This window comes from Ectopseudomonas khazarica, assembly GCF_004521985.1.
GTDB lineage: Bacteria > Pseudomonadota > Gammaproteobacteria > Pseudomonadales > Pseudomonadaceae > Aquipseudomonas > Aquipseudomonas khazarica.
In genome coordinates, this window is the sequence record NZ_SBHZ01000003.1 from 25,694 (window position 1) to 51,706 (window position 26,013).

General features: G+C 64.4%; 23 protein-coding genes. 8 read left to right on the plus strand and 15 right to left on the minus strand.

The genetic code is table 11. The features are described from left to right. The first annotated feature begins 47 nt into the window (after window positions 1-47). On the plus strand, window positions 48-515 hold the full coding sequence (locus EPK82_RS03895; RefSeq protein ID WP_037047509.1) for a DUF3429 domain-containing protein: 468 nt from the start codon (window positions 48-50) through the stop codon (window positions 513-515). Here EPK82_RS03895 and EPK82_RS03900 read toward each other — a convergent pair. From EPK82_RS03900 to EPK82_RS03915, 4 genes are read right to left on the minus strand one after another with little or no spacing between them, the layout of a single operon-like run. Further along, window positions 483-1,034, minus strand: coding sequence for an AAA family ATPase (locus EPK82_RS03900; RefSeq protein WP_134675828.1), 552 nt, complete (start codon window positions 1,032-1,034; stop codon window positions 483-485). The two genes, EPK82_RS03895 and EPK82_RS03900, sit on opposite strands and share 33 nt — an antisense overlap. After that, the gene (pnuC, locus tag EPK82_RS03905; RefSeq protein WP_037047501.1) at window positions 1,031-1,600 is read right to left on the minus strand and encodes a nicotinamide riboside transporter PnuC; all 570 of its coding nucleotides are present in this window, start codon (window positions 1,598-1,600) and stop codon (window positions 1,031-1,033) included. The genes EPK82_RS03900 and pnuC overlap by 4 nt, the downstream gene beginning before the upstream one ends. Before the next feature lie 52 nt (window positions 1,601-1,652). Further along, window positions 1,653-2,267 (minus strand): hypothetical protein, encoded by a 615-nt coding sequence (locus tag EPK82_RS03910; RefSeq protein ID WP_037047499.1) that lies wholly within the window; start codon window positions 2,265-2,267, stop codon window positions 1,653-1,655. A 7-nt stretch (window positions 2,268-2,274) separates the two neighbouring features. Beyond that, a complete protein-coding gene (locus EPK82_RS03915; protein ID WP_037047498.1) occupies window positions 2,275-3,909 on the minus strand; it encodes a methyl-accepting chemotaxis protein in 1,635 nt (544 codons plus the stop codon). 251 nt (window positions 3,910-4,160) lie between these two features. On the opposite strand from EPK82_RS03915, the gene EPK82_RS03920 reads away from it, so the two are divergent. Both EPK82_RS03920 and EPK82_RS03925 read left to right on the plus strand, forming a co-directional pair. Continuing rightward, window positions 4,161-4,991 (plus strand): undecaprenyl-diphosphate phosphatase, encoded by an 831-nt coding sequence (locus EPK82_RS03920; RefSeq protein WP_134675829.1) that lies wholly within the window; start codon window positions 4,161-4,163, stop codon window positions 4,989-4,991. Continuing rightward, entirely contained in the window at window positions 4,988-5,695 is a 708-nt protein-coding gene (locus tag EPK82_RS03925; RefSeq protein WP_134675830.1) for a cold shock and DUF1294 domain-containing protein, read from the plus strand. Before EPK82_RS03920 ends, EPK82_RS03925 begins: the two co-directional genes overlap by 4 nt. Here EPK82_RS03925 and EPK82_RS03930 read toward each other — a convergent pair. Further along, complete coding sequence (locus EPK82_RS03930) at window positions 5,681-6,034, minus strand: MmcQ/YjbR family DNA-binding protein (RefSeq protein WP_134675831.1); 354 nt, start codon at window positions 6,032-6,034, stop codon at window positions 5,681-5,683. The two genes, EPK82_RS03925 and EPK82_RS03930, sit on opposite strands and share 15 nt — an antisense overlap. A 243-nt stretch (window positions 6,035-6,277) precedes the next feature. Here EPK82_RS03930 and EPK82_RS03935 point away from each other — a divergent pair, with 243 nt between their 5' ends. Beyond that, a complete protein-coding gene (locus EPK82_RS03935) occupies window positions 6,278-8,116 on the plus strand; it encodes a sensor domain-containing diguanylate cyclase (RefSeq protein ID WP_134675832.1) in 1,839 nt (612 codons plus the stop codon). A 71-nt stretch (window positions 8,117-8,187) separates the two neighbouring features. On the opposite strand, the gene EPK82_RS03940 is transcribed toward EPK82_RS03935, so the two are convergent. The 4 genes from EPK82_RS03940 to EPK82_RS03955 form a co-directional block, all read right to left on the minus strand. Continuing rightward, window positions 8,188-9,576: an efflux transporter outer membrane subunit gene (locus EPK82_RS03940; RefSeq protein WP_134675833.1), complete on the minus strand. Its 1,389-nt coding sequence runs from the start codon at window positions 9,574-9,576 to the stop codon at window positions 8,188-8,190. Next, entirely contained in the window at window positions 9,573-12,752 is a 3,180-nt protein-coding gene (locus EPK82_RS03945; protein ID WP_037047484.1) for an efflux RND transporter permease subunit, read from the minus strand. The genes EPK82_RS03940 and EPK82_RS03945 overlap by 4 nt, the downstream gene beginning before the upstream one ends. 29 nt (window positions 12,753-12,781) lie before the next feature. Further along, window positions 12,782-14,020 (minus strand): multidrug efflux RND transporter periplasmic adaptor subunit MexE, encoded by a 1,239-nt coding sequence (gene mexE, locus EPK82_RS03950; RefSeq protein WP_047587996.1) that lies wholly within the window; start codon window positions 14,018-14,020, stop codon window positions 12,782-12,784. Window positions 14,021-14,195: 175 nt separating this feature from the next. Continuing rightward, on the minus strand, window positions 14,196-15,110 hold the full coding sequence (locus EPK82_RS03955; protein WP_037047481.1) for a LysR substrate-binding domain-containing protein: 915 nt from the start codon (window positions 15,108-15,110) through the stop codon (window positions 14,196-14,198). Window positions 15,111-15,329: 219 nt separating this feature from the next. On the opposite strand from EPK82_RS03955, the gene EPK82_RS03960 reads away from it, so the two are divergent. From EPK82_RS03960 to EPK82_RS03970, 3 genes are all read left to right on the plus strand, one after another. Next, complete coding sequence (locus tag EPK82_RS03960) at window positions 15,330-16,352, plus strand: zinc-dependent alcohol dehydrogenase family protein (RefSeq protein ID WP_037047479.1); 1,023 nt, start codon at window positions 15,330-15,332, stop codon at window positions 16,350-16,352. Window positions 16,353-16,412: 60 nt separating this feature from the next. Then, on the plus strand, window positions 16,413-17,306 hold the full coding sequence (locus tag EPK82_RS03965; protein ID WP_037047478.1) for a chemotaxis protein CheV: 894 nt from the start codon (window positions 16,413-16,415) through the stop codon (window positions 17,304-17,306). Between the two features lie 163 nt (window positions 17,307-17,469). After that, entirely contained in the window at window positions 17,470-17,970 is a 501-nt protein-coding gene (locus tag EPK82_RS03970; RefSeq protein ID WP_134675834.1) for a hypothetical protein, read from the plus strand. Window positions 17,971-17,976: 6 nt separating this feature from the next. Here the strand turns inward: EPK82_RS03970 and EPK82_RS24985 are convergent, their stop codons facing one another. Together EPK82_RS24985 and EPK82_RS03980 are read right to left on the minus strand one after the other, a co-directional pair. Beyond that, entirely contained in the window at window positions 17,977-18,210 is a 234-nt protein-coding gene (locus EPK82_RS24985) for a DUF2798 domain-containing protein (RefSeq protein ID WP_037047473.1), read from the minus strand. Between the two features lie 259 nt (window positions 18,211-18,469). After that, window positions 18,470-19,675: an NAD(P)/FAD-dependent oxidoreductase gene (locus tag EPK82_RS03980; protein WP_134675835.1), complete on the minus strand. Its 1,206-nt coding sequence runs from the start codon at window positions 19,673-19,675 to the stop codon at window positions 18,470-18,472. A gap of 122 nt (window positions 19,676-19,797) precedes the next feature. Between EPK82_RS03980 and pdxR the strand changes: the two genes are divergently transcribed. Further along, the gene (gene pdxR, locus EPK82_RS03985) at window positions 19,798-21,300 is read left to right on the plus strand and encodes a MocR-like pyridoxine biosynthesis transcription factor PdxR (protein ID WP_037047470.1); all 1,503 of its coding nucleotides are present in this window, start codon (window positions 19,798-19,800) and stop codon (window positions 21,298-21,300) included. A 34-nt stretch (window positions 21,301-21,334) separates the two neighbouring features. Here the strand turns inward: pdxR and EPK82_RS03990 are convergent, their stop codons facing one another. The 4 genes from EPK82_RS03990 to EPK82_RS04005 form a co-directional block, all read right to left on the minus strand. Further along, entirely contained in the window at window positions 21,335-22,588 is a 1,254-nt protein-coding gene (locus tag EPK82_RS03990) for an OprD family porin (RefSeq protein WP_134675836.1), read from the minus strand. 384 nt (window positions 22,589-22,972) lie between these two features. Beyond that, window positions 22,973-23,461 carry a GlcG/HbpS family heme-binding protein gene (locus tag EPK82_RS03995; RefSeq protein ID WP_037047465.1) on the minus strand — a complete coding sequence of 163 codons (489 nt, stop codon included), beginning with the start codon at window positions 23,459-23,461 and terminating at the stop codon, window positions 22,973-22,975. 93 nt (window positions 23,462-23,554) lie between these two features. After that, entirely contained in the window at window positions 23,555-24,181 is a 627-nt protein-coding gene (locus EPK82_RS04000) for a response regulator transcription factor (protein WP_134675837.1), read from the minus strand. Further along, complete coding sequence (locus EPK82_RS04005) at window positions 24,178-25,605, minus strand: sensor histidine kinase (RefSeq protein ID WP_134675838.1); 1,428 nt, start codon at window positions 25,603-25,605, stop codon at window positions 24,178-24,180. The genes EPK82_RS04000 and EPK82_RS04005 overlap by 4 nt, the downstream gene beginning before the upstream one ends. Between the last annotated feature and the right edge of the window lie 408 nt (window positions 25,606-26,013).

Sequence of the window (26,013 nt, forward strand, 5' to 3'; positions counted from 1 at the left end):
GGGAAACACTGCTAAGGTGCACGGCAAACGTATCGCGGGAGATCTTCATGCATCCGTTCGACGCCGAAAAGCCGCCGCAACTGGCCGTCCTGCTGGGCTATGCCGGGCTGCTGCCCTTCGTCAGCGGCGCCGCCGGGATCTGGGTGATTCCCCTGGGCTGGCGGCCTTACGTACTGGACGCGCTGCTGGATTTCGCCGCGGTGATCCTGGCCTTCATGGGCGCGATCCACTGGGGCCTGGCGATGCGAGCCGAGGAGACCGACGAGAACGCCAAGCTGCAACTGGGCCTGTCCGTGGTTCCACCGCTGCTCGGCTGGGCGGCATTGGCCAGCGGCCTACCCATCGCGCTGACGTTGCCGATCTTCCTGCTGTCGTTCATCGGCCTGTACCTGGCCGACATGCATGCGGTACGCGTTGGCCTCGCACCGCAGTGGTATCCCGCATTGCGCACCCCCCTGACCCTGGTGGTGTGCACCAGCCTGCTACTGGCCTGGGCCAGCGTGCTGATTCGCTGAGTCGAGCAGCGTCGCCACCTGGGTCATTGCGGCTTCGCGGCGTTCGGCCCAGTCGCCGGACAGGGCGACGTAGCGCTGCCCGTTGTCCAGCAGCCAGTCGTGGCAGGCGCGGTGGAATGCCTGACGCTCGGCCAGCAATGGCTGGCAGCGTTGCCCGTCTTCGATCCAGGGCACGCCTGCGGGGTCGAGCAGCAGGTGCAGGTCGTAGTGACGGGCCAGCAGCTCGGTTTCCAGCCAGCCCGGACAATCAGCGAACAGGCAGCGACTCCAGAGCAGGTTGCTCAGCAGGTGCGTGTCGAGAATCAGCAGTGCAGGTCGCGCGGCACGCGCAGCATCTTCCCAGGCCAGCTGGCCACGGGCGATATCGTCGATGTCGGCATAGCAGGTGTCGCGCTGATGCCGGTCGATGAAATGACGCACGTACTCGCCCACCACCACGCCGCCGAAGCGCGCCTGAATTTCCGCTGCCAGCCAGCTCTTGCCGCTGGACTCCGGCCCGGTCAGTACCAGGACCTTCATGGCGCGTAGCGCAGCGCGGGGTCACGCCGCCAACTCAGCCAGCCGCTGATGGCCAGCGCGGTGAAGGCAGCATAGAGCCCGGCAGTGAGGTACAGCTGGCTATGGACGAAGAACGCCACGTAGCAGAGGTCGACGACCACCCAGAGGGCCCAGCACTGCAGGCGTTTCTGGGCCATCCACAGCTGGGCGACCAGGCTGAATGATGTCAGCGCGGCGTCGAGCCAGGGGGCGCTGGCATCCGTGTGATTGGCCATGAGATAGCCAAGCAGCCAGGCTCCGAGCGCCCCCATCGACAGGCCCGCCGCCAGGCTGGCGAGGCTCAGTCGACTGACCTTGCGCCCGTCGTGCTGGTCGCCGCCACGTGTCCACTGCCACCAGCCGTAGAGCTGCGAGCCCGCGAACAGCAGCTGCAGAAGCAGGTTGGAATACAGTCGCCAGTCATAGAACAGCCACGCGTACAGCAGCACCATCAGCAGGCCGATGGGCCAGCACCAGGGGTTCTGCCTGACCGTCAGCCATACCGCGACGATGCCGAGCCCGGCAGCAATGAGTTCAAGCCAGGACATCCGGCATCCTCGGAACGATGAAAGGGCAGCGATTGTACTGGTCTGGCCGGCCTCAGCACACCAGGCTGTCGGCCTGCCGATAGAGCGTCAGCAGTTTGCGGGTGATGGTCTGCTGGATGTCGTCGCGCTCGAAGCTCGACAGGCGCTCCAGACGCGCCAGCTGCAGACGGTGCAGGTGGATGTAGGGCATCTGCTGGTCGAACTCGCGCAAGTCGCCCTTCATCAGTACCGGCAGGAACAGGTCGCCCACCTTCTTCTGGTTGCTGATGATCTGTGCCAGCGCCGGTTTGAAGGCCATGGTCTTGGGTGTCGGGCCGCCGTCGACGATCTGCGTGCTGAGCAGCAGCCCCGGCTTGCCGAGGACCTTGCCGGGCAGCACGCAGAGCCCGGTCTTGCGGATGGCGTGACTGTCGATGCCGTGCAGGGTGTCGTGAAAGGCGTAGGGGTTGGGCAGCACCACCATCTTGCGCCCGAGGTCGGTGGGGAAGTGCAGGCTGTAGTTGGTATACAGCTGCCCCACCGATTCGGAGTACACGCACAGGCGATTCTCGAACAGCTTGATGAAGCGCTCGGCCAGCTCGCGCCGGGCCATGCTGTCCAGGTCCCAGATCAGGTCCTGGTTCTGTGGCCGACTGAAGTCGACCTCCTGATGTTGCATGTTGCTCATGAACGTCTCATACGCGGAACTGCCCCAGCAGGCGATTGAGCTGGTCAGCCAGTTGTTTCAGGTGCTGGCTGGCAGCACTCGACTGTTCGGCGGCCTCGGCCGTGTTGTGGGCCAGTGCCGCCGTCTGGGTGACGTTCTGGTTGATGTCTTCAACCACATGCGATTGTTGCAAGGTGGCGCTGGCGATGGAAGCGTTGAGTCCGGCCAGATTGCGCAGCGACTGCGCAATCTGGGCAAGGCTTTCGCCGGCCTGGCTGGCCTGTTCCACGGTCAGCTGAGAGGCACGGCTGCTGTCGTTGATCACCTTGACGGCGGCTTCCGAGTTGCCCTGCAGGCGCTCGATCATGCCCTGGATCTCGGCGGTGGACTGCTGGGTGCGCTGCGCGAGCAGACGCACTTCGTCCGCGACCACGGCGAAGCCACGCCCCTGCTCGCCGGCACGGGCCGCCTCGATGGCGGCATTGAGGGCGAGCAGGTTGGTCTGCTCGGCAATCGAGCGGATCACTTCCAGGACGCTGCCGATCTGCGTGCTTTCGCTGGCCAGCGACTGGATCACCTCGACGGCCTTGTCGATGGTGCCGGACAGCTGGTCGATCTGGCGCAGGCTGGCGTCGATGTTCTGCTGGCCCTGGCCGGCCTGGTCCTCGGCGTTCTGCATCTCGCTGGAGGCATGCTCGGCGTTCTTCGCCACGTCCTGCACACCGTAAGTCACCTGGTTCACGGCGGTTGCCACCAGTTCCATCTGCTGCGCCTGCTGCTGGCTGTGGCGCTGCGCCTCGCTGGAAATGTCGCCAAGCGAGGCGGCGGCCCGATCCAGCGAGCCGGCCGAGTCGAGCATCTGCCGGATAACCTGGCGCAGCTTCTCGGTGAAGGCGTTGAAATAGGTGGCCAGCGCGGTCAGTTCGTCGCGTCCGTGGCTGTCGAGGTTACGCGTCAGGTCGCCTTCGCCACTGGCAATGCTGGCCATCGCATCCACGGCGGCCTGCAGTGGCTGGACGATGCTGCGGGTGATGAGCACTACCAGCACGACCAGCAGCACGGCAATCAGCAGGCCGATGCTCATCGCGCTCAGCGCCTGGGTCCTGAACTCGGCCTGCACGTCGTCGACGTAGACGCCGGAGCCGATGATCCAGCCCCAGGGTTCGAACAGCTCGACGTAGGAAATCTTCGGCACCGGGTCGCTGGCACCCGGCTTGGGCCAGCGGTAGTCGACCTGGCCGGCCCCCTTGCTGCGGCTGATGGCGACCATCTCGTTGAACAGTTCCTTGCCATCCGGGTCCTTGAACGCGGAGAGGTTCTGGCCTTCGAGCTTGGGGTTGGTCGGGTGCATGATCATGACCGGGGTCTGGTCATTGATCCAGAAGTACTCCTGGCCGTCGTAGCGCAGGCCGCGCACGACTTCCATGGCCTGCTTCTGCGCCTCCTCGCGACTCAGGGTGCCGGCGCTCTCCAGGCCATGGAAGTACTTGAGGATGCCGGCGGCACTCTGGACCACGTGCTGGGTCTTTTCCGACTTGCCGAGATACAGATCGGTATGGATCTGCCGCAGCATGTAGGCGCCCTGCAGGATCAGCGTCAGGATGGCCAGCACCAGGATCAGCCATAGACGCCGGCTGATGGGAAGACTACGTAAGCTGTTCATGGACGTATTCCTGATTGTTGTAATTGTCGGGATCAGGGCCACCTCGATGGAGGGCAAGGCAATACTGTCACATCAAGGCATTATTCACTCTAGTTGTCTGATAGCATTTCGGCCGCCCGGCGCCAAACCTGAGTGCTGGCCGGGCCAAGCCGCGTCAGGGAACTTCCGCGATCGATTTGTGTCCCAGGGCCGGGGCCGTGCTCCACGTTTAGTCTTGCGCATAAGGCACCTGCCGCGTTTTGGGAGATTCAATGGATATCTGGATGGCTTTTCAGGCCCTGATGCTGGGCGTTGTCGAAGGGCTGACCGAGTTTTTGCCCATTTCCAGCACGGGGCACCTGATCGTGGTCGGTGACCTGCTGGGTTTCAACGGCGAAAAGGCCACCGCCTTCAAGATCATCATCCAGCTGGGCGCGATTCTGGCGGTGATGTGGGAGTTCCGTGCGAAGGTCGTCGGTGTCCTCGTCGGCTTGCCCAGCGATCCGAAAGCCAGGCGTTTCAGCTTCAATCTGTTTCTCGCGTTCATTCCGGCGGTGATCTTCGGGCTGGCCTTCGCGGACCTGATCGAACACTGGCTGTTCAACCCCATCACAGTGGCCACGGCGCTCATCCTGGGTGGCATCGTCATGCTATGGGCTGAGCGCCGGGAGCACCCGATCCAGGCGGAGTCGGTGGACGACATGACCTGGCAGCTCGCGCTCAAGGTCGGATTCGCGCAGTGCCTGGCGCTGATCCCGGGGACGTCCCGTTCCGGGGCCACGATCATCGGTGGCCTGGTCTGCGGCCTGTCGCGCAAGGCCGCGACCGAGTTTTCCTTCTTCCTGGCCATGCCGACCATGGTGGCGGCCACGGTCTACTCCCTGGTCAAGTACCGCGACATCCTGCAAACGAGTGACCTGCCGATCTTCGCCATTGGCTTCGTCAGTACCTTCATCGTCGCCATGATCACCGTGCGTGCGCTGCTCAGGTTCATCACCAACCACAGCTATGCGGTGTTCGCCTGGTACCGGATCGCCTTTGGCCTGCTCATTCTCGCGACCTGGCAACTGCACCTGATCGACTGGAGCACGGCGCAACCGTGAGTGGCGCCGAACGCAGGGGGCGCCTGAGAAGCTGGAACGACGACAAGGGCTTCGGCTTCATCCAGCCCGAGAGCGGCGGGGCGGACGTCTTCGCCCATATATCGGCGATGCGCGGTGACCGTCGCCCGCAAAGCGGTGACCAGGTGCTGTATGTCGAGGGGCGAGACGAGCGCGGGCGCCTGCGCGCCGAGCATCTGCGCCTGGCTGGGGAACTGAGTCTCGATCGCCAGGCGATCCGGCGCAAACCGCAGAACCCCGCTGCGAAAGGATCAGCGCCGCGTACGGCGCGCAAAAGCACGGGGCAGGGCTCCATCCGCCATCTTCCGGCCAAGGTCACGGTCTTCCTTCTGCTCTGTGCCTTGCCCCTGATCGCCGCGCTGAAACTCTTCGACCAGGGCCTGTGGTGGCTGTTGCCGCTCTACCTGTCAGCCAGCCTGCTGAGCGTCCTGCAGTATTGGCTGGACAAGCGCAGCGCACAGGACGGCAGCCGGCGCATCGCCGAGAAGACCCTGCATCTGGTCGAGCTGCTGGGCGGCTGGCCAGGGGCGCTGATCGCCCAGCAACTGCTGCGCCACAAGACGCGCAAAGTCTCCTACCAGATAGTGTTCTGGATGATCGTCGCTGCGCATCAGGTGCTCTGGCTCGACCTGCTCTGGCTCGACGGCACTCATATTGCCCGCTACGTCCCGTTACTCGTCCAGTAACAGACCGGGTTGCAGCCGCTTGGGTAGGCGGCGTACCACCAGCTGATGCGAGCGCGTGAGCAGTTGGGTCAGTTCCTGACCGGCAAGCGGCAATTGCCTGGCGCTCATGCTGATCCAGTGAGCACGGGCCAGGTACGGGGCAGGGCGGATGCCCGGCCGGTCGACGTAACCGAGGAACAGGTCGCTGTCGACCTTGAACGCCAAGTCTTCGCCGAGAAAGTCGAGAATGGCAAACATCTTGTTGCCGGCAACGGAGAACACCCGGTTGCTGCCCCACTTGAAGTCCTCGCGGGCACCGGGCAGGTTCAGGCAGAAAGTGGCGATCTGTTCGGGTGTCATGGTGGGTTCCGCTGGATTGTCCGAGAACAGTCTAACGAGCGCAGCTACGCCTGCGTATACCGATTTACCTAGCAGCAGCCGTTGCCACTGATCGATGCTCCTGGCGAACGTCAGCCTCAGGGGAACGATCAGCCCTGGTTATTTTGGTGGCGCTTTACCGGCCCCTGAGCTTGTCTTGTAGACTTTCGCCAACCAAGCCCCTGAGCGAACTTTGTCTCGTTCGAGTTCAAACCGATACTTTTCATGACCGTTGATCACCATTTTCGGCTCTTCTTCCTATTGCTAAGCCTGCTGCTGCATGCGCTGCCAACCTGGGCCGGGGCGCGTGTGGTGGATGCCGTCGAGATGGCGCAGGAGCCGCTGTCGCTCACGGCGCAGGTTGGCGTACTGCAAGACCCTTCGCGGGCCTTGACGGTGCAGGCGGTCAGCACCGCCGAAATGGCGCGGCAGTTCCAGCACGGCCTGGCCAGTGGTGCATCCTTCGCGCTGGGGTTTACCCGCTCGGCCTACTGGTTTCGTCTCGACATCGGCAATAGCGGCGATGAGCCCGTGCAGCGACTGCTGGTGGTCAGCAATCCGCGCATTTCCCTGGTGGATGCCTATGTGCCGGACGGGCAGGGTGGTTATGCCGTCTGGCGCACCGGCGCCGATCGTCCGCAGACCAGCAAGGCCTATGACAACCGCAACTTCGTCTTCCCGCTGCAGCTGGCGGCGCATTCGCAGCAGGCGGTCTATCTGCGGGTCGAATCGAGCATCGGCTTGCTGGTGCCGTTGCAGCTCTGGTCGGTCGAGGCATTCCACGCTCACGAGCGCAACGACTACATGGCGCGCAGCGGCTACGTGGGCATCGCGGTGGCGATGATTCTGTTCAACCTCATGCTGTTCATCGCGCTGCGGGAGCGGATCTACCTGCTCTACGTCTGCTTCGTGCTCGGTGCGGTGGGCTGCGTGACCATCAAGAACGGCATGGCGCCGGACTGGCTGCTGTTCGGCCTGCCGCTCAACTCCAACGTCGCCTATTACGCCAGTGCGTCCCTGGCCCTGAGTGCGCTGATGCTGTTCATGCGGCGCATGTTGCAGACCGAGGTGACGCTGCCCTGGGGCGACCGCCTGTTGCGCGGCATGATCCTGTTCTTTCTGGCCAGTCCTGTCGTGTTCGCCCTGGCGCTGCCGCAGGTGTCGCGCTATGCCATCCTGCTGTTCCTGCTCGCCGCCGTGGTGATGATCGGCGTGGGCGTGGCCTGTGCGTTGCAGCGTCAGCGCAGCGCCTATTTCTTTCTGGCCGCCTTCGGCCTGCTGATTCTCGGTGGTGCGAGTACCACCCTGCGTGCCCTTGGCGTGTTGCCGACCAATGTGTTCACCGAGGATGGCCTGCAGCTCGGTTCATCGCTGGAGATGTTGCTGCTGGCATTCGCCCTGGCCGATCGCATCAACGTGATGCGCCAGGAGAAGCTCCAGGCCCAGGCGCAGCTGTTGCAGGCGCAGAACCAGCTGGTGGAGAGCCTGCAGCGCTCCGAGCGCGAGCTGGAGCGACGTGTCGCCCAGCGTACCGAGGAGCTGCAGGTACTCAATCAGCGCCTGGAAACCCTGAGCATGACCGATGCCCTGACCGGCATCGCCAACCGCCGCCAGTTCGACGAGCTGCTGGCTCTGGAGTGCAAGCGTGCCGCGCGCCATGCAGCGCCTCTGGGCCTGGCGATCATGGACGTGGACTGGTTCAAGCCCTACAACGACCGCTACGGCCACCCGGCAGGCGATGCCTGCCTGCGGCAGATCGCCCAGGCGCTCGCCACGGCCCTGGGCAGGCCCACCGATGTCATCGCCCGCTACGGTGGCGAGGAATTCGTCCTGCTTGCACCGATGAGCGATCTGGATGGCACCTGCGCGATTGCGCAGCGCCTGCTCGAAGCCGTCAGGTCATTGCAGCTGGCGCATGCCGACTCACCCTTCGGCGAGGTCACGCTCAGCATCGGGGTCGCCGCGTTGCTCGCAGGCGAGCAGCAGGCGCAGGCGCTCATGCAGCGCGCGGATGCGGCGCTCTACCGGGCCAAGCAGTCAGGGCGCAATCGCGTCGAGGGATAAAAAAAGCCCCAGGGCATCATCCCAGGGGCTGAGGAGGATCGGCAGGGCAGCCGATCCGGGGGAGAGCGGGTTCAGGCCTGGGGTTGCCAGCCGCCACCGAGCGCCTTGTAGATCGCGACGATGCCGCTGTACAGCTCGACCTCGGCCGCAGCCTGAGCGTCTTCGGCAGCCAGGCGTTCACGCTCGGCATCCAGCAACACCAGGAAGTCCACCGTACCTTCGCGGTAACGGATCGCCGCCTGCTCGGCGGCTGCACGGCTGGCTTCCGCCTGACGCACCAGCGAGATCAGGCGCTGCTGACGTTTGGCGTAGTCACTGAAGGCGTTCTCCGATTCTTCCAGCGCCAGCAGCACCTGTTGCTCGTACTGCGACAGCGCGCCGTCCGCTTCGGCCTCGGCGCCGCGCAGGCGGGCACGCACGCTGCCAAGGTCGAACGCCGCCCAGGTGATGCTGGGCGCCACGCCCCAGGCGCGTGCTGCAGATGCACCGAGTTGCGAGCCACGGCCAGCGGTGAAACCGAGGAAGCCTGACAGGCTGACCCGTGGGAACAGGTCCGCAGTGGCCACGCCGACCTCGGCGGTAGCCGCCGCCAACTGGCGCTCGGCCGCACGGATGTCCGGGCGGCGACGCAGCAGATCGGCCGGGTTGCCAATCGGCAGGGCCTTGGCGATCACCGGCAAGGGTTTCGCCGTCAGGTCGATTTCCAACTGCTCCGGCCGCTGGCCGAGCAGGGTGGCGATACGGTTCTGCGCACGCACCTGTTGGGCCTGTAACTGCGGCAGGCTGGCCTCGGTCGCGGCCAGTCGTGCATCGGCGCGCAGCACGTCCAGTTCGTTGCCGACGCCGGCGTCGCGCAGCTGCTCGGTGATGGCGCGCGAGTCCTGCTGGTTCTTCAGGTTCTTGCGGGCGATGCTCTCGCGCAGTTGCGCGCCGCGCAGCGTGCCGTAGGCATCGACCAGTTCGGCGATCAGGCTGACCTGCAGTTGGTAGTAGTCGGCCTCGGCCAGCTCGATGCGCGCTTCACTGGCTTCCAGCTGACGCTGAATGCGTCCGAACAGGTCCACTTCCCAGGCCATGTCCAGGCCCAGGTCGTAGCGTTCCTGACGGATACGGTCTTCACTGGTCGGTGGCTGCTGCGCCTTGCCGAACTCACCGCTGGCGCGGCTGGTGACCGTCGGGAAACGGTCATTGGCCACATCGTCGCGGATCGCCCTGGCTGCACGCAGGCGGCTGAAGGCCACGCGCAGCTCGCGGTTGTCCTGCAGCGAACGCTGCACCAGCTGATTCAGCGTCGGGTCATCGAATTGCTGCCACCAGGTCGCTTCGAAGCGCGAACGGTCGTAGTCGGCGCTCTCCAGCGCGTCGATGCGCGCCGGGTCGGTAGCGGGTGCCCGGTAGTCCGGGCCTACGGCACAGGCCGACAGCGCCAGGGTCAGGAGGGCGGGGGCAAAGGCTTTCATGCATGCGACTCCTGCAGGCGAACGGCTTTCTTGGCTTCGCGCTTCTCCACGAACCCACGGATCAGGACATAGAACACCGGGGTGAGCAGCAGACCGAAGAAGGTCACGCCGATCATGCCGGAGAACACGGCCACACCCATGGCATGGCGCATCTCGGCACCGGCACCGCTCGACAGCACCAGCGGTACCACACCCATGATGAAGGCGATGGAGGTCATCAGGATCGGGCGCAGACGCAGGCGGCAGGCTTCCAGCACGGCGGCGATGCGATCGAGGCCTTCTTCCTGTTTCTCCTTGGCGAACTCGACGATCAGAATCGCGTTCTTGCACGCCAGGCCCACCAGTACGATCAAGCCGATCTGGGTGAAGATGTTGTTGTCGATGCCGGCGATGATCACCCCGGTAATGGCGGCGAACAGCACGGTCGGCACGATCAGGATCACCGCCAGCGGCAGGCTCCAGCTTTCGTACTGGGCAGCCAGCACGAGGAAGGCCAGCAGCACGCAGAGCGGGAAGATGAAGATCGCCGTGTTGCCCGCGAGGATCTGCTGATAGGTCAGGTCCGTCCATTCGAAGGTCATGCCGATGGGCAGTTCTTCGTTGAGCAGCTTGGCGATCGCTGCTTCGGCCTGGCCCGAGCTATAGCCTGGCGCCGCAGCACCGTTGATCTCAGCGGTGAGGAAGCCGTTGTAGTGCATCACGCGGTCGGGACCGGCACTGTCGTCGACCTTGACGAAGGTCGACAGCGGCACCATTTCCCCACGGTTGTTGCGCACCTTGAGCTGGCCGATCTGCTCCGGCTCCAGGCGGAACTGCTGGTCGGCCTGGACGTTGACCTGGTAGGTCCGACCGAAGCGGTTGAAGTCGTTGGCATACAGCGAGCCCAGGTACACCTGCAGGGTGTCGAAGATATCGCTGATGGCGACGCCGTGGGTCTTGGCCTTCTCGCGGTCGATGGCAGCATCCACCTGCGGCACGTTGACCTGGTAGCTGGTGAACACCGACATGGGGTTCAGCTCGGGCAACTGGCGCGCCTTGTTGAGGATGTTCTGGGTCTGCAGGTACAGCTCTTCGTAGCCCAGGTTGCCGCGATCCTGGATCTGCAGGCGGAAGCCACCGATGGTGCCGAGCCCCTGTACCGGCGGTGGCGGGAAGATCGCGATGTAGGCGTCCTGGATGTCGGCGAACTGGGCGTTGAGTTCGGCCGCGATGGCGTTTGCGCTCATCGACGGGTCTTTGCGCTCATCGAATGGCTTGAGCGGGGTGAACACGATGCCGCTGTTCGGGCTGTTGGTGAAACCGTTGATCGACAGCCCCGGGAACGCCACGGTGTTCTCGATGCCCGGATGCTTGGCCGCGATCTCGGACATGCGCTTGATCACCGCCTCGGTGCGGTCCAGCGTGGCCGCGTCGGGCAGTTGGGCGAACGCCACCAGGTATTGCTTGTCCTGCTGCGGCACGAAGCCGGTCGGGGTGCTGGAGAAGCCCATGTAGCCGAGCACCAGCAGGCCACCATAGACCAGCAGGGCAATGCTGCTGCCACGCAGTACGCGCCGCACGGTGCCGACATAACGGTTGCTGGCGCGGTCGAACAGGCGGTTGAACGGGCCGAACAGCCAGCCACCGAAGAGCTTGTCGAGGATGCGCGAGAAGCGGTCTTTCGGCGCGTGGTGATCCTTCAGCAGAATGGCGGCGAGGGCCGGCGACAGCGTCAGCGAGTTGACCGCCGAGATCACGGTGGAAATGGCGATGGTCAGCGCGAACTGCTGGTAGAACTGCCCGGTGAGACCGGAGATGAACGCGGTCGGAATGAACACCGCGCACAGCACCAGGGCCGTGGCGACGATCGGGCCGGTCACTTCCTTCATCGCCTGGCGCGTGGCCTCGACGGGCGACTTGCCCAGGGCGATGTTGCGCTCGACGTTCTCCACCACGACGATGGCGTCGTCCACCACGATGCCGATGGCCAGCACCAGGCCGAACAGCGACAGGGCGTTGAGCGAGAAACCGAACAGGTGCATCACCGCGAAGGTACCGATCAGCGAGACCGGCACGGCGGCCAGCGGGATGATCGAGGCGCGCCAGGTCTGCAGGAACAGGATGACCACCAGCACCACCAGCACGATGGCTTCGAGCAAGGTGTGCACCACCGCTTCGATGGAGCCACGGACGAAGATGGTCGGGTCATAGACGATCTCGTAGTCCATGCCCTGCGGGAAGCTCTGCTTCAGCTCGGCCATGCGCTCACGCACCGCATCGGAGATGGCGATGGCGTTGGAGCCAGGACGCTGGAACACCGGGATGGCCACGGCCGGCTGGTTGTTCAGCAGCGAGCGCAGGGCGTACTGGTTGGAGCCGAGTTCGACGCGGGCGATATCTCGCAGACGGGTGATCTCACCGTTCTCTCCGACACGGATGATGATGTCTTCGAACTCTTCCTCGGTGACCAGACGGCCTTGCGTGTTGATCGACAGCTGGAAACTGTTGCCGGCGTCCGATGGCGGCGCGCCCAGCGCACCGGCAGCGACCTGACGGTTCTGCTCGCGGATCGCGGTGACCACGTCGGTGGCGGTCAGGCCGCGCGAGGCAACCTTGTTCGGGTCAAGCCAGACACGCAGCGAGTAGTTGCCCATGCCGAACAGCTGCACGTCACCCACACCGTCCAGGCGTGCCAGCTCGTCCTTGACGTTGAGCGCGGCGTAGTTGGATAGGTAGAGCATGTCGTAGCGCTGATCCGGCGAGGTCAGGTGCACCACCATGGTCAGGTCAGGCGAGGCCTTGTCCACGGTCACGCCGAGACGCTGTACCTCGGTGGGCAGCGTCGGCATGGTGCGGGTGACTCGGTTCTGCACCTGCACCTGGGCGTTGTCCAGGTCGGTACCCAGGGCGAAGGTGACGGTGAGGGTCAGCTTGCCGTCGTTGGTCGATTGCGACGACATGTAGAGCATGCCCTCGACACCGACGATGGCCTGCTCCAGTGGCGAGGCCACGGTTTCGCCGATCACCTTGGGGTTGGCACCGGGGAAGTTGGCGCGAACCACGACGGTGGGCGGCACCACTTCCGGGTATTCGCTGATCGGTAGCTGGAACAGCGAGATGGCACCGCCGATCAGGATCAGCAGTGACAGCACAGCGGCGAAGATCGGCCGCTGAATGAAGAATTGCGAGAAATTCATGGATCTTTCCTCAAGTCACGCTGGCGTGATCAGCCGCGCGGAGAGTGAGCATCGATTTTTTCGGCGGCGACACGCGGGGCCTGGCTGCCATCGACGGCCTGGCGCATGCGAGCCAGTTGCTCGAGCGTGCCTTCATCGGCCATCGACACCGGCTGCGGGTCGACGGTGGCGCCCGGCATGGCACGTTGCAGGCCGTTGACGACGATCTTCTCGCCCTTGCTCAGACCGCTGCGCACGATACGCAGGCCTTCCAGCTTCGGCCCCAGCTCGATGGCGCGATAGGCCACGGCATTGTCGGCGCCCAGCACCAGGACATACTTCTTGCCCAGGTCGGTGCCGACGGCCTCGTCCTTGATCAGTGTCGCTGCATAGGGCTTGCTGCCGACCAGCTTCAGACGCGCATACAGACCGGGGGTGAAGCGGCCATCCTCGTTGTCGAAGACGGCGCGGCCACGGATGGTGCCGGTGCGCGGGTTGACCTGGTTGTCGAGGAAGTCCAGCTGACCCAGGTGCGGGTGGTCGGCTTCATCGGACAGGCCGAGGTAGACCGGGCTGGCGCCACGGGCATCGGAGCCGGATTCGCGAGCCAGCTCCACATACTTGAGGAAGGCGCGCTCGTCCGCATCGAAGTAGGCGTAGACCTTGTCGGTGGACACCACCGAGGTCAGCAGGCTTTCGCCGGCACCGACCAGGTTGCCTTCGGTGATCTCGGCGCGGCTGACGCGACCGTCGATGGGCGAGGTGATGCGGGTGAAACCGAGGTTGAGGCGAGCGTTCTCCAGTTCGGCGGCGATGGCGGCGACCTCGGCCTTGGCTTCGGTCGCGGCGCTGGCGCGGGCATCGGCCAGTTCAGCGGAGATGGCGTTGCTCTGGCGCAGGCGCTCGCCACGGCGGGCCTCGCTGGCTGCACGTGCCTGGTTGGCACGCGCCTGTTGCAGCTGGGCCTCGAGGCGTTTGACTTCGGCCTGGAATGGGCGCGGGTCGATCTGGAACAACAGGTCGCCTTTCTTCACCAGCGAACCTTCGTCGAAGGCCACGCGATCGATGTAGCCCGAAACGCGCGGGCGAATCTCGACCGACTGCGGTGCCTCCAGGCGGCCGGTGAACTCATCCCACTCGTTGATCGGTTGTTCGATGACTTCGGCGACGCTGACCTTGGGGGCCGGCATCTGCGCCTGAGCCTGAGGCGCCTGATCGCAGCCGCTCAGGGCGATGACGCTGGCGAGCGCCAGGGGGAATATCCAGATGTTCTTGTGATGCTGTTCCATAGATGACTCCGCCAGTCGGATTTGTGGATGGGCGGAGTCTGCGGCGAGTCAGAGGGTGCTACGAATCGAACACCATGAAGTTGAATATCATCAGGAATGATGAAAGACAGAGTTCTATCAATTTTGAGTCATGATAGTGCGAGAAAGTTCCTGCCGGCACCTGCATGGTGCGTTTTCAGAGGCTGTCGGGGTCACCACAGAACATCTGGATGCGCGAACGCAGCCAGCGCTCTGCCGGGTCGTTGTCCTGCGCGCCGCGCCAGGCCATGTGTAGCTCGAATGTCTGCGCCGGCAGCGGCAGGTCCTCGGCGCGCAGGCCACCGGCCGCGGTCAGGGCTGCGGCGGTGTAGTCCGGCACGCTGGCGACGATGTCGGTTTCCGCCAGCAGGGTGGCTAGGCCGTTGAACTGCGGCACGGCCAGTACCACATGGCGCTCGCGCCCGACCTTGGCCAGCTCGTCATCGATGAAGCCGGTGAGGTCTCCGGCGAAGGACACCAGGGCATGCGGACGCGCACAGTAGTCATCGAGGCTCAGCGCGCCGGGCACGGTGTCTGCACGCAACAGCTTGGCCTTGCTGCGCCGCAGGACCTTGCGCTTGGCGTTGGCCGGCAACTCCTCGGTGTAGGCCACGCCCACGGAGATCTCCCCGGAGGCCAGCAGCCCCGGCATCATCAGGTAGTTGGTACGGCGAATCACCAGTACCACGCCTGGTGCCTCGGCGCGCAGGCGGCGGAGCAGGGCAGGCAGCAGGGCGAACTCGACGTCATCGGAGAGGCCGATGCGAAACACCGCCTTGCTGGTCGCCGGATCGAAGTCGGCAGCGCGGCTAACTGCGGTGGAGATGGAGTCCAGCGCGGGCGAGAGCAGGGCGAAGATTTCCTGTGCCCGTGGCGTCGGCTCCATGCTGCGCCCGGTGCGTACGAACAGCGGGTCATCGAACAGCGTGCGCAAGCGTGCCAGCGCCGCGCTGATGGCTGGCTGGCCGAGAAACAGCTTCTCAGCAGCCCGGGTCACACTGCGTTCGTGCATCAGCGTCTCGAAGACGATCAGCAGGTTCAGATCGAGGCGACGCAGGTCGTTGCGGTTCATCCAGGTACCATCCGAGGGGACACGGGCCTTGTCAGCACCGCGTTGCAAATGAGAGCCTTGCCGGCACAAATAGTACGGGCAGTGCGCAGCGGATTGAAAGTCGCTGAATCACTGACAGGCATGAAGACTATCGATAGAGTCTGATAGTGTCGCCGTCGCACAGCGGATAGAGTCCACAATCATTGAAGTGTTAATCCGCGATCAAGCTCGAGGTAAGCGATGTCCCGCATGATCCGTTTTCATAAGTTCGGCGATGCCGATGTGCTCCAGTACGAAGAGGTTCCGACGCCTGTGCCCGGCCCTGGTGAGGTGCTGGTGCGCGTTCAGGCGGTCGGCCTGGGCTGGAAAGACGTATTGTGGCGTCAGAACCTGGCGGCCGAGCAGGCCAAGCTTCCGGCAGGCACCGGCTTCGAACTGGCCGGCACCATCGCCGCCCTGGGCGAAGGCGTCAGCGATTTCGAGATCGGCACCGCCGTCGCCGGCTTCCCGGCCAGCACGCCGAACCGCTATCCGACCTGGGGCGATCTGGTGCTGATGCCCAGCCATGCCCTGACCCGCTATCCCGAGGTGCTCAGTCCGCTGGAAGCCAGCGTGCACTACACCAGCCTGCTGTTCGGCTACCTGGCGCTGGTCGACCTGGCGCACCTGAAACCGGGGCAGCATGTGCTGATCACCGAGGCCAGCCACTGCATGGCGCCGCAGACCGTGCAGTTGGCCAAGGCGCTGGGGGCGAAGGTGATCGTTTCCACCAGTTCGGCGGATGATCGCGAGTTCCTGCGTGGTCTCGGTGCCGACAAGGTGATCGCGACCGAGGAGCAGGACCTGGTGCTCGAAGTCGAACGCTACACCGAGGGCAAGGGCGTCGAGGTGATTCTCGACCAGTGCGCCGGGCCGCAGATGAAGCTGCTGGGTGACATCGCCGCGCCGCGTGGCAAGTTGATCCTGTACGGCATCAACGGCGGCAACGATACCGCGTTCCCGGCCTGCGCCGCCTTCAAGAAGCACCTGCAGTTCTTCCGTCACTGCGTGCTGGACTTCACCGGCTGCCCGGAGCTGGGCATCGAGCCCAACAACGAGGCGGTGCAGCGCGCGCTCACCCACATCAACCAGATGACGGCCGACCGCCTGCTGACGCCGGTGATCGACAAGGTGTTCGACTTCGAGGACTTCGTCGAGGCGCATCGCTACATGGAAACCTGCCCCAACCGCGGGCGAGTCGCCTTGAAACTGGCTGCGGATTAAAGTCCGCAGCCAGCTGGTCGCTATACCCGGTAGGCCTACCGTTCGTTCAAGGATCGTTTCATGAGTCTCATCACCGGCGACGCGCTGTCTCTGCTGTTGTTTCGTTTGCATAGCGGCCGACTGCTGGGAATCAACCTGCTCAAGGTCAACGAGATCATTCCCTGTCCGCCGCTGACCAAACTGCCCAACCGTGGACCGAACGTGCGCGGCATCGCCACGTTGCGTGGCTCCGCGCTGACGGTCATCGACCTGTCGCGTGCCACGGGCGAGGCCGGGGCCGCCGACGAGGACGACGGCTGTCTGATCGTCACCGAGCTGAGCCGCTCGCGCCAGGGGCTGCACGTGAAGAGCGTCGAGCGCATCGTGCAGTGCTCCACGCGCGACGTGCGCCCGCCACCCGCAGGCTCAGGCAACCGGGCCTTCATCACCGGGGTGACCCAGATCGACGGCGCCATCGTGCAGATTCTCGATATCGAGAAGGTGTTGCACGACATCACGCCTGCCCTGGAAGAGGCGCCGGTCGGGCAATTGCTCGATGGCCAGGACGGACAGATCCTGCAGGGACGACGGGTGCTGCTGGTCGACGATTCGCAGGTCGCGCTGCAGCAGACGCTCAACGTCCTGCGCCAGCTGGGCCTGGACTGCACGGCGGTACGCAGTGCCCAGGCGGCGCTGCAGCAACTGCATGAATATCGCCAGGCGGGCATGCCCTTCGAGCTACTGGTGTCCGACATCGAGATGCCCGAGATGGACGGCTACAGCCTGGTGAGGGAAATCCGCCGCAGCGCCGACATCGCCGATACCTACGTGTTGCTGCACACCTCACTGGACAGCACCATGAATACCGAAAAGGCCCGCTCGGTCGGTGCCAACGCGATGCTGACCAAGTTCTCCTCGGTCGACCTCACCCGGGCACTGCTGGACGCCTTCCGGCAGATCAGCGACTCGCACTGACTCTCGCCGCCACCTTGCCGCTCAGCGGCAAGGTCTTGCCTCCCATTGCCGCCGTTGAAAACGAACAAGCCCTGTGTTTTCAGAGGCTTACGTCACTCTTTCATGTTGGCACGCGCCTTGATTCCAAGCCCCTGGCAACTGCAACTCAGTCAAGGAGCGAGGCATGAGTATCATTGGAGGCGTAGGCAACTACAGCGGCGTGTCGCTGACCGGTTTCCGCGGCAAGCAGAACGAGCAGCAGGATGAACAAGCGCTCGTTACACGCGAGGTCGGGAAAACCGTGCGCACGGCGAATGCCGAGTCGGAGCGCGAATTCCAGGCCAGACAAGCCACGGAAGAGGGGTTTGCCCGCCTGCGGGTAGCCCTGCAGAACAGCGCCGATGAGCAGACCGAAACCAGCGTCGGCTCGGGACAGGTGGAGAAGATGGAGGAAGACGACGGCAAGGCCGCGCTCGAGGCGTTCAAGGCCTACATGGCAATGACGCCGGCGGAAAAGATGCGCGACCGCATACTCAAGGAAATGGGCCTGACCGAGGAAGATATCGAGTCCATGCCGCCTGAGCAGCAGAAGGCAGTGGAGGAGACGATTGCCCAGCGCATGCAGGAACGCGCCGAGATTCAGGCTGCTTCGGACGAGGATAGCCACTCGTACGGGCTGGTCTGAGGGCAGTCAGTCCTCGCGCTGAACGATGAGATCGGTCAGTCGCCGGACATAGGGTGCAGCCAGCAGTACCACCGGGATCATGCTCAGCCAGGTCAGTAACCAGGTCGTGCTCCAGCTGAGCATGAACGGACCCAGTGCCATCCCCTTGGGGTTGGCGATCAACGCCGCGATGGCGCTGGTGATGGCGGATTGCAGCAGCCCGAATACCTGCGGCCGGTACTGGCGATTGATGCGTGGCACGCGAACTCTCCTGCAGTCAAAGACCCGCGACAAGGCACTTCGACCCGGATTCGCCAGAGGGTGGCGGTGTGGCAGGGCCTTGCCCGTATGACCAGGCGACTGTCGCCAGGGGCTGCAATCAGGTCTGGCCTCGAGCATATACCGCTTGGGGCGCGTGATGTCAGTGGTTGCGCTGTCGAGCGGCAGGCCTCGCTGTGGCCGTGCGCAACTCGCAACGACGCATCCCCGGACGCACAGGGCGTCCGGGGCTGGCAGCGGGTCAGGCAACGACGGGGATCAGCGGGTCGGCCGCCGCCAGCGCGACATCGCGCTTGGCCTCCGGCGGGTAGATCCACTTGGTGTTGATCTCGGTCTTGATGGCCTTGCCTTCCTGGCCGGTCAGCAGCACCTTGCGCTCCCAGCCTTCGGTGAAGACAGCGCCCCAGGCGCCGAGATCGAGGCAGGTCACGTACTTGGGCTGACTGTATGGGATCGCTTCGACACCCAGCAGATCGGCCGCCGCGTTGTTCCCCGACGAGCGCCCCAGGGCGATGGCGTGCTGGCAGGTCATCAGCGCATGATTGCCCAGCTCATCCACGGCGGCATAGGCCGTATCGCCGGTGGCATAGATGCTGTCCTGGCCCAGTACCTTCAGGTTGCGGTCGACATGCAGGCGTCCGAAGGCATCGCGCTCGCCATCGATCTGCTGGGTCAGCGGCGAGGCTTTCACCCCCACGGTCCAGACCACGGTGCTGGCCTCGATGCGCTCGCCATCGTCGAGTTGCACGCCCTGTTCGTCGACCATCGATACCGGGCTGCCGAGCTTCCAGGTGACCCCCAGCGCATCGCTGGCTTCGGCGATCACCGAGGCGATCTGTTCGCCCATCGCGCTCCCCACCTGCTTGCCCATATCGACGACGATCACCTGCACATCCGCCTCGTCGCCGAGGATGGCGCGCAAGCGCGCCGGCATTTCTGTTGCCGTTTCGATGCCGGTGAAGCCGCCTCCGACCACCACCACGGTGTTTCGCGCCTGGCTGGCCGGCTTGTCACGCAGGCTCTGCAGATGAGCCTCGAGCTTTTGCGCCGATTCGAAGCTGTCGACATCGAAGGCGAAGCGGTCGATACCGGCCAGAGGAGGGCGGGCGACCTGGCTGCCCGAGGCCAGGATCAGCCGGTCGTAGCTCAGTTCGGCCTGGGCGCCGCCCGTTTCGCGGTAGATGACGCGCTTGCCGGCGGCATCGATGCGCGTCGCACAGCCTTCCACGAAATTCACCCCGACCGCATCGAACAGCGGGCCGAGCGGGGCAACGGTGGTGGCCAGGTCTGTTTCGTAGAAGCGCGGGCGCACGCGGAGTTCGGCTTGCGGGGCGAGGAGGGTGACGCTCACCTCCAGACGCTGGTGCTGGTCCAGCAGGCGAATGGCGCTCAGCGCGCTCCACATGCCGGCAAAACCGGCGCCGATGATCAGGATTCGTTGTTTCATGTCGTTGTTCCCGTAGCGAAGAAGAAAGGTGCTGGCTGACTACGGGATGAATTGTGCGGTTGCATTGGATCAGTGTATTGATCCAATCTTTGCAAGAATTACTGATCCACTTCGGAGCGCACATGGCTGCCGACAAAACACCGCCAGAGGTGGTCTTTCTGCCGCTGGGAACGCCGGAAGAGGGTGTCAGCCTGCAGAGCTGGCTGTATGAGTCGCTGCGCGCCGCGATTCTCCTCGGGCGTCTTCCCGCAGGCAGCAAGCTGCCCAGCACGCGCGCGATGGCCGAGTACTACAAGCTGGCCCGTGGCACGGTGCAGGCGGCCTATCAGCAGCTGCTTTCCGAGGGCTACCTGCAGGCTCGAACCGGCAGCGGGACACGCGTCAGCGATGTACTGCCGGACCCGACGCTGAACGCGGGATACGTCCGGCGCAAGGTGGTGGCCGAGGTGAAGGAAAGCCGCAGCGCCCCCGACACGCCCTGGTTGAATCGCCTGGCGGAGATCGATCCGATCTTCTCCCGACGCACGCTGCCCAGTGGGCTGCGTCCTTTCTTCCCTCATCGCGGCGACATCAAGGCCTTTCCCATCGACCTGTGGCGCAAGCTGCATACCCAGCAGTTGCGCAGCTCGCGTCTGTCCATGCTGCTGGATTCCGATCCGGCGGGCTTGCCCGCACTGCGCGAGGCGGTCGCTGGCTACCTGGCCATTGCCCGTGGGGTGCAGGTGTCAGCGTCGCGCATTCTCCTGCTCAGCACCGTGCAGCAAGGGCTGGACCTGTGCCTGCGGCTGCTGGCACCGGGCGAATCGCAGGTGTGGATGGAGGACCCGGGTTACCCGGGCGCACGCCAGCTGATGGAGGTATCCGGTGTGAGGCGTGTGGACGTGCCGGTGGATCAGGCCGGCCTCAGGGTCGATGAAGGCGTGCGCCTGGCGCGTGATGCGCGGCTGGCGTACGTCACGCCATCGCGCCAGGCGCCTCTGGGCGGCGAGCTGTCGCCCGCGCGGCGTCTGGCCCTGCTGCAATGGGCGCAGGAGCAGGGTAGTCATATCTTCGAGGATGACTATGACAGCGAGTACCGCTTCATCGCCAAACCCATCCCGGCACTGCGCTCCATGCCGGGCGCCGAGCACTCGGTGATCATGGCCGGCACGTTCAGCAAGCTACTGTTTCCTGCGATCCGCCTGGCCTATCTGGTGCTGCCCGAGCATCTGGTCGAACCGTTCACCCGCGCTTCGGCGCTGTTGTCGCGGCATGCCAACGGCCTGGCGCAGGCGGTGCTGGCCGATTTCATTCACGAAGGGCATTTCGACCGCCATGTGCGGCGTATGCGCAAGATCTACGCTTCCCGGGCCGATGCCTTTGCCGAAGCCGCGCACAGGCATTGGCGCGGATTGATCGATGTGCCGGAGATTCGCGCGGGGATGGACATCGCCTGCCGCTTGCACGTCGAGGATGAACAGCTGGCGTTCGAGCGTTTGCAGGAGGCCGGCATCGGCTCGATACCGCTGTCGCGCTACTGGGTCGCCAATACGCAGGCACCCGGCCTGATGATGGGGTTCGCCGCCTACGACGAAGCTGCGATCGAGGATTCGGCCAAGGCTCTCGTACAGGCCTTGCGGGCATGAAGGGTTGCCCCGACCAGGGTCGGGGCAGGGGGCATCACAGGATGCTCAGCGGGTACTCGACGAATGCACGAATCTCGTTGAGGTCCGGACCGACATCGGTGCTCGAACGATAGATCGAGTTGCGCAGGCGCAGGTGCAGGTCCTTGGCCACGCCACTCTGGACGGTGTAGCTGACCTGGTTGAAGATCTCGCGCTCGGTACCCTCGTTGTCGTTACCGGTGTCGATGTTGTCGCCACGGACGTAGGCGAACTTGTAGCGCAGGCCCGGCACGCCGTACTCGGCGAAGTCCAGCTCGTAGCTGGCCTGCCAGGAGCGCTCGTCCTTCAGGTTGAAGTCCGAGTAGTAGGAGTTGGCCAGGTAGATGCTGCTGCCGCCATCACCGTAGTCGTAGGCGAAACCGGCATCGCCGCTGTTGCGCTGATGCGCCAGGATGAACGCGTGGGCGCCGACGCTGTACTTGGCGGCCAGGCTCCAGATGGTGTTGCGGTCGCCTTTGCCGTCGCCACCAAAGTCCAGCGCGGCGCTGGAGCCGGTGTCGTACTTGGTGCGGTAGATGTTGAAGTCGAAGTTCAGCGCCTGATCGGCCGCCAGTGCCAGGTTGTAATTGACGTTGGCGTAGTAACGCTTGTACATGTCCTCGAGGTCGGCGTGGTAGACCGCCAGGCTCAGGTCATCACTGACGGCGTAGCTGCCGCCGAGCACATCGATGCTCTTCAGGCGGTTGGGGTCGCGCGCCGAGTCGCCCATCGGGCTGTCAGCGGTGAAGCGCCCGGCATTCAGCTCCAGGCCTTCGATCTCGTTGCTGGTTACCAGCGTACCGGTGAAGGACTGCGGCAGCAGGCGGCTGTCGTCATGCGCCAGAACGGGCAGGGAAGGGAACTGATTGCCGTACTTGATCACGGTGTTGGAGACGCGCAGTTTCACTGCACCGCCGGCCTGGGAAAGCTCATCGACCGGACGACCGTCGCCGTCGGTGTCGAAGAAGGCGCGGTAGTTGCGTCCACGACCGCTGTCGAGCTTGATGCCCAGCAGGCCGAAAGCGTCGACGCCGAAGCCGACCGTGCCCTGGGTGAAGCCGGACTCGAAGGTGGTGATGAAACCCTGGCCCCAGGTCTTGGCATCGTTGGTGCGGTCTTTGTAGTCGCGGTTGAAATAGGCGTTGCGCAGCAACAGGTTGAGGCTGGCATCCTCGACGAAACCGTTGGCTTCGGACTGGCTGCTGGCGTGCGCCAACTGGCCACCCAGCGCGAGGCTGCAGGCCAGCGCGAGACCGTGTTTTCTGTACATGAGTGCTCCCGGTGTTTGTGTGCTGTTCTAAACGTGCCTCACATCGAGGTAAGGCCCGGCCCAGAGGGCGCGCTTAGAGTTATCACCATGCTGCCGGCGGCACTATTTGAGCTGATTGATGATCACTATCGATGACTTCGATGGGGTGTTTGCGGACGCACCCGGTAGGCTTCGTCCCGATGAAGATTCCTGGGCAGCGACAGTTGACTCCGTGACAAGGTCGTTGCTCTGGCTCCACTTCATCTCCTTTGGTTAAGACGACTTGTGACCGCCTGGATCTTCCAGTGCGGTCTTTTTTTGTCCGGGAGACAGGGACCAGGCCACCGCCAGCTTCAGCAAGCGGCGGTGGCCAAGGCCGCGAATGACTACTCGCGTTACGATCGCTTAGCGAAACAACGCGGCATTCGCTGCGAGGACCTCATCGGCGCACTGTGCATCCAGGTGACCACCCGGAGCACCTGCCACACCGATGGCCCCGATGACGGTGTCGCCGGCCTTGACCGGAACCCCGCCACCCAGCAACAGGAAACCCGGAATATCGCTGAGGTTGGCTGCGCCGGGGTTCTTCTGCGCGTTCTCCATGATTGCCAGCGTAGGGGCCTTGGCCGACGCCGAGGTGAAGGCCTTGGCCCTGCTGGCCTCGATCGTGTGTGGGCCGGCGTTGTCCGCGCGGGCAAAGGCCTTCAGCAGGCCGGCACGATCCACCACCGAAGCGCTGACGTTGTAGCCTTTGGCGGAGCAGGCCGCGACGGTCGCACTGGCGAGCTTCTGCGCGTCGGCCGTCGACAGATTGCCTTCATTGAGAACCGCGCCGTTGGCGACGTTGACGAGGGCGAACGAGCAGAGCAGGGCAGCTAGGGACGAACGAGTCATGGGACTTTCCTTTTAGTCGGATCAGGAGTCGCCAGTCTGGTCGCATGCCCCTCGCCGCGGTATTCGCCCGACTACTCGTTGTTCTCCGTAGCGCTACGGAGACGGTTCATCCAGCAGGCTGGCGTACTGGCGGATCAGCTGTGCCAGCGAGTCGGCCTCGAGCTTGTCGAAGACGTTGGCCCGGTAGGTTTCCACGGTTCGCGGCGAGAGCTCCAGCTCCCGCGCGATCTCCTTGTTGCTCATGCCTGTGACAATGCGCACCAGCACGTCATGCTCGCGCCCGGACAAGCGCGCCAGGCGCTCGCTGGCCGCCAGGCTGACGGCCTGACGCTCCCGGCTGGCGATATGCAGACGTACAGCGGCTTGCACCGCATCCAGGAACACATCGTCATCCACGGGCTTCTGCAAGAACTCCATGGCACCGCCCTTGAAGGCGCGGCGACACAGATCGACGTTGCCATGCCCGGTCAGCATCACCACCGGCAGATCGGAACATTCGGCGAGCCGTTCCAGTACCTCCAGCCCACCCATGCCCGGCATGCGAATGTCCAGCACGACGCAGCCGATCGACTGCGCCGACAGCGTGGCGAGAAACGCCTGCGGATCGCCATGGCTTTCGCTGCGCAAGCCGACGCTGCGCAGCAGCAGGGCCAGGCCATCACGCACGGCGTCATCATCGTCGACCAGGTAAACCAGCGGGGAATGGGAGAGGGCGTTCATGCATCGGCTCCGGCAAGCGGTAGGCGCAGGGTGAAGCAGGCGCCGCCCGTGTCCAGGTTGCGCGCGCTGAGGCGGCCGTCCATGGCGCCGGCCAGCGTCTCGCACAGTGTCAGGCCCAGCCCCATGCCGTGCTGGCGTGACGTATAGAACGGCTCGAACAGGCGTGGTAGCGCTTCGTCTGCGATGCCCGGACCGTCGTCGCTGACATGGAACACATACGCATCGTCCTCGACGCCGCCACTGACCTGGATGTTGCGGGTGCCACTCATGTCAGCTGCGTTCTGCACCAGGTTGTGCACTATCTGCTCGAGCGCGACCCGATCGCCCAGCGGGCATTCGCCCGGGCTGGCATTGGACCAGCTCAGGCGAATGCCCTGGCGGGCCAGCTCCTCGGCGCGTAGAAACAGTAGCGAGGCCATCAGCTGCTCGGCATCCACCGCTGCACGCGTCGACGGCGAGCTGGACTGCACCAGATCGCGCAATCGGCGGATGATGTCCGCCGCACGGCGTGCCTGGGCAGCGCTGGCAAGCAGCGCCTGGCGCACGGCAGGGCGCTCGTCCTCTTCGTCGAGCAGGCGCTCGGCTGCACGCACCTGGGCGAGAATCGCCGTCAGTGGCTGGTTCAGCTCATGGGCGATGCCTGCGGCCATTTCACCCAGCGAACCCAGGCGGGCCATCTGCGCCAGGCGGGCTTGCTCCTGCTGTCGCCGAGCCTCGGCGCGCGTGCGCTGCCAGGCCGTGCCGGCAACGGCCAGCAGAGCGCTGGCGAACGCCCATGTCAGCCATGCCGGCCAGGGCCAGTCGGCTGGCGTCAGGGTCCGCCAGCTGTGCAAGGCAAAGGGCTGGCTGACGGCTCCCAGCGGTTTGCGCAGGTCGAACGTCCAACCCACGGAAAGGTCCCCGGGCTGGCGGGCCAGCAGCGTGAGCGGTCCGTTGCCCAGATCCAGAGTCAACACGCCCAATGATGGCGGAAATTCATCGGCGGAGAGCAATTGCCGTGCATCCAGCAGCAGGCTCCAGCCTGACGGCGCGACCAGCCAGTAGCGCGACTGTTCCTGAGGCAAGGTGACAGGCCGCTGCAGTTGGCGCGCTCGTTCGAGCATCATCGCCAGGTCTGCAGGCGCTGCCTGAGTCGCCATCCAGGTGCCGTTGCGAAACAGCCCGAGACCCTGCAACTGCGGCATGCTTGGTTGCAGGCTGGGCAACAGGCGTTCGGGCGCCGGCGGATTCGCCAACGCCGCCAGCGTTGCCAGGACGGCCTCATGCTGCACGGTCTTCTGACTGAGCATGCGCTGGGCGATGCTGGTGTCCTGGAAGAAGCGTTCGTAGTTGGCAACGCCGTCCTGCCAGCCAATCCAGGCTGCACCGGGGCAGAACAGGATCAGCCAGAGCACGGGAACGCTGAATCTGGACGATGATTTCATGGACCTCATCATGCCTGTCGCATTGGCCGTTCACCATCCGTAGTGCTGCGGAGGTTTCAGACCGGTAGCGGTGTCTGTTCTCATGTGTTGGTTGCATGCGTGCGCAGAGTGTTTTGTCTGGCGCCCTGGTGGTTTCTTCCAACCCAATACTTCGCATAATGTATATTATGTTAAATCACGTATATCGATGACCACCTCCCGGCTTGCCACGTCGTCCAGCTGGAAAACTCCAACCTGCCTAATCGTTGCTCGTCGACGCCCAACCGTCTTCCAAATCTATCCGAGTCTTTCGGCGCTGCTTTGCACCGGATGGATAAGCGCATGGACAGTCGACGCTACAGACCAACTCGCCTCGATACGTCACGACTCAAAACTTTCGCCAGCTGAGACTGCACTCGTCATTGCACC

What these genes read in the sequence shown, in the direction of transcription:
- EPK82_RS03895 (WP_037047509.1), top strand. Translation starts at nt 48, where the DNA reads ATGCATCCGTTCGACGCCGAAAAGCCGCCGCAACTGGCCGTCCTGCTG.
- EPK82_RS03900 (WP_134675828.1), bottom strand. Translation starts at nt 1,034, where the DNA reads ATGAAGGTCCTGGTACTGACCGGGCCGGAGTCCAGCGGCAAGAGCTGG.
- pnuC (WP_037047501.1), bottom strand. Translation starts at nt 1,600, where the DNA reads ATGTCCTGGCTTGAACTCATTGCTGCCGGGCTCGGCATCGTCGCGGTA.
- EPK82_RS03910 (WP_037047499.1), bottom strand. Translation starts at nt 2,267, where the DNA reads ATGAGCAACATGCAACATCAGGAGGTCGACTTCAGTCGGCCACAGAAC.
- EPK82_RS03915 (WP_037047498.1), bottom strand. Translation starts at nt 3,909, where the DNA reads ATGAACAGCTTACGTAGTCTTCCCATCAGCCGGCGTCTATGGCTGATC.
- EPK82_RS03920 (WP_134675829.1), top strand. Translation starts at nt 4,161, where the DNA reads ATGGATATCTGGATGGCTTTTCAGGCCCTGATGCTGGGCGTTGTCGAA.
- EPK82_RS03930 (WP_134675831.1), bottom strand. Translation starts at nt 6,034, where the DNA reads ATGACACCCGAACAGATCGCCACTTTCTGCCTGAACCTGCCCGGTGCC.
- EPK82_RS03935 (WP_134675832.1), top strand. Translation starts at nt 6,278, where the DNA reads ATGACCGTTGATCACCATTTTCGGCTCTTCTTCCTATTGCTAAGCCTG.
- EPK82_RS03940 (WP_134675833.1), bottom strand. Translation starts at nt 9,576, where the DNA reads ATGAAAGCCTTTGCCCCCGCCCTCCTGACCCTGGCGCTGTCGGCCTGT.
- EPK82_RS03945 (WP_037047484.1), bottom strand. Translation starts at nt 12,752, where the DNA reads ATGAATTTCTCGCAATTCTTCATTCAGCGGCCGATCTTCGCCGCTGTG.
- mexE (WP_047587996.1), bottom strand. Translation starts at nt 14,020, where the DNA reads ATGGAACAGCATCACAAGAACATCTGGATATTCCCCCTGGCGCTCGCC.
- EPK82_RS03955 (WP_037047481.1), bottom strand. Translation starts at nt 15,110, where the DNA reads ATGAACCGCAACGACCTGCGTCGCCTCGATCTGAACCTGCTGATCGTC.
- EPK82_RS03960 (WP_037047479.1), top strand. Translation starts at nt 15,330, where the DNA reads ATGTCCCGCATGATCCGTTTTCATAAGTTCGGCGATGCCGATGTGCTC.
- EPK82_RS03965 (WP_037047478.1), top strand. Translation starts at nt 16,413, where the DNA reads ATGAGTCTCATCACCGGCGACGCGCTGTCTCTGCTGTTGTTTCGTTTG.
- EPK82_RS03970 (WP_134675834.1), top strand. Translation starts at nt 17,470, where the DNA reads ATGAGTATCATTGGAGGCGTAGGCAACTACAGCGGCGTGTCGCTGACC.
- EPK82_RS03980 (WP_134675835.1), bottom strand. Translation starts at nt 19,675, where the DNA reads ATGAAACAACGAATCCTGATCATCGGCGCCGGTTTTGCCGGCATGTGG.
- pdxR (WP_037047470.1), top strand. Translation starts at nt 19,798, where the DNA reads ATGGCTGCCGACAAAACACCGCCAGAGGTGGTCTTTCTGCCGCTGGGA.
- EPK82_RS03990 (WP_134675836.1), bottom strand. Translation starts at nt 22,588, where the DNA reads ATGTACAGAAAACACGGTCTCGCGCTGGCCTGCAGCCTCGCGCTGGGT.
- EPK82_RS03995 (WP_037047465.1), bottom strand. Translation starts at nt 23,461, where the DNA reads ATGACTCGTTCGTCCCTAGCTGCCCTGCTCTGCTCGTTCGCCCTCGTC.
- EPK82_RS04000 (WP_134675837.1), bottom strand. Translation starts at nt 24,181, where the DNA reads ATGAACGCCCTCTCCCATTCCCCGCTGGTTTACCTGGTCGACGATGAT.
- EPK82_RS04005 (WP_134675838.1), bottom strand. Translation starts at nt 25,605, where the DNA reads ATGAAATCATCGTCCAGATTCAGCGTTCCCGTGCTCTGGCTGATCCTG.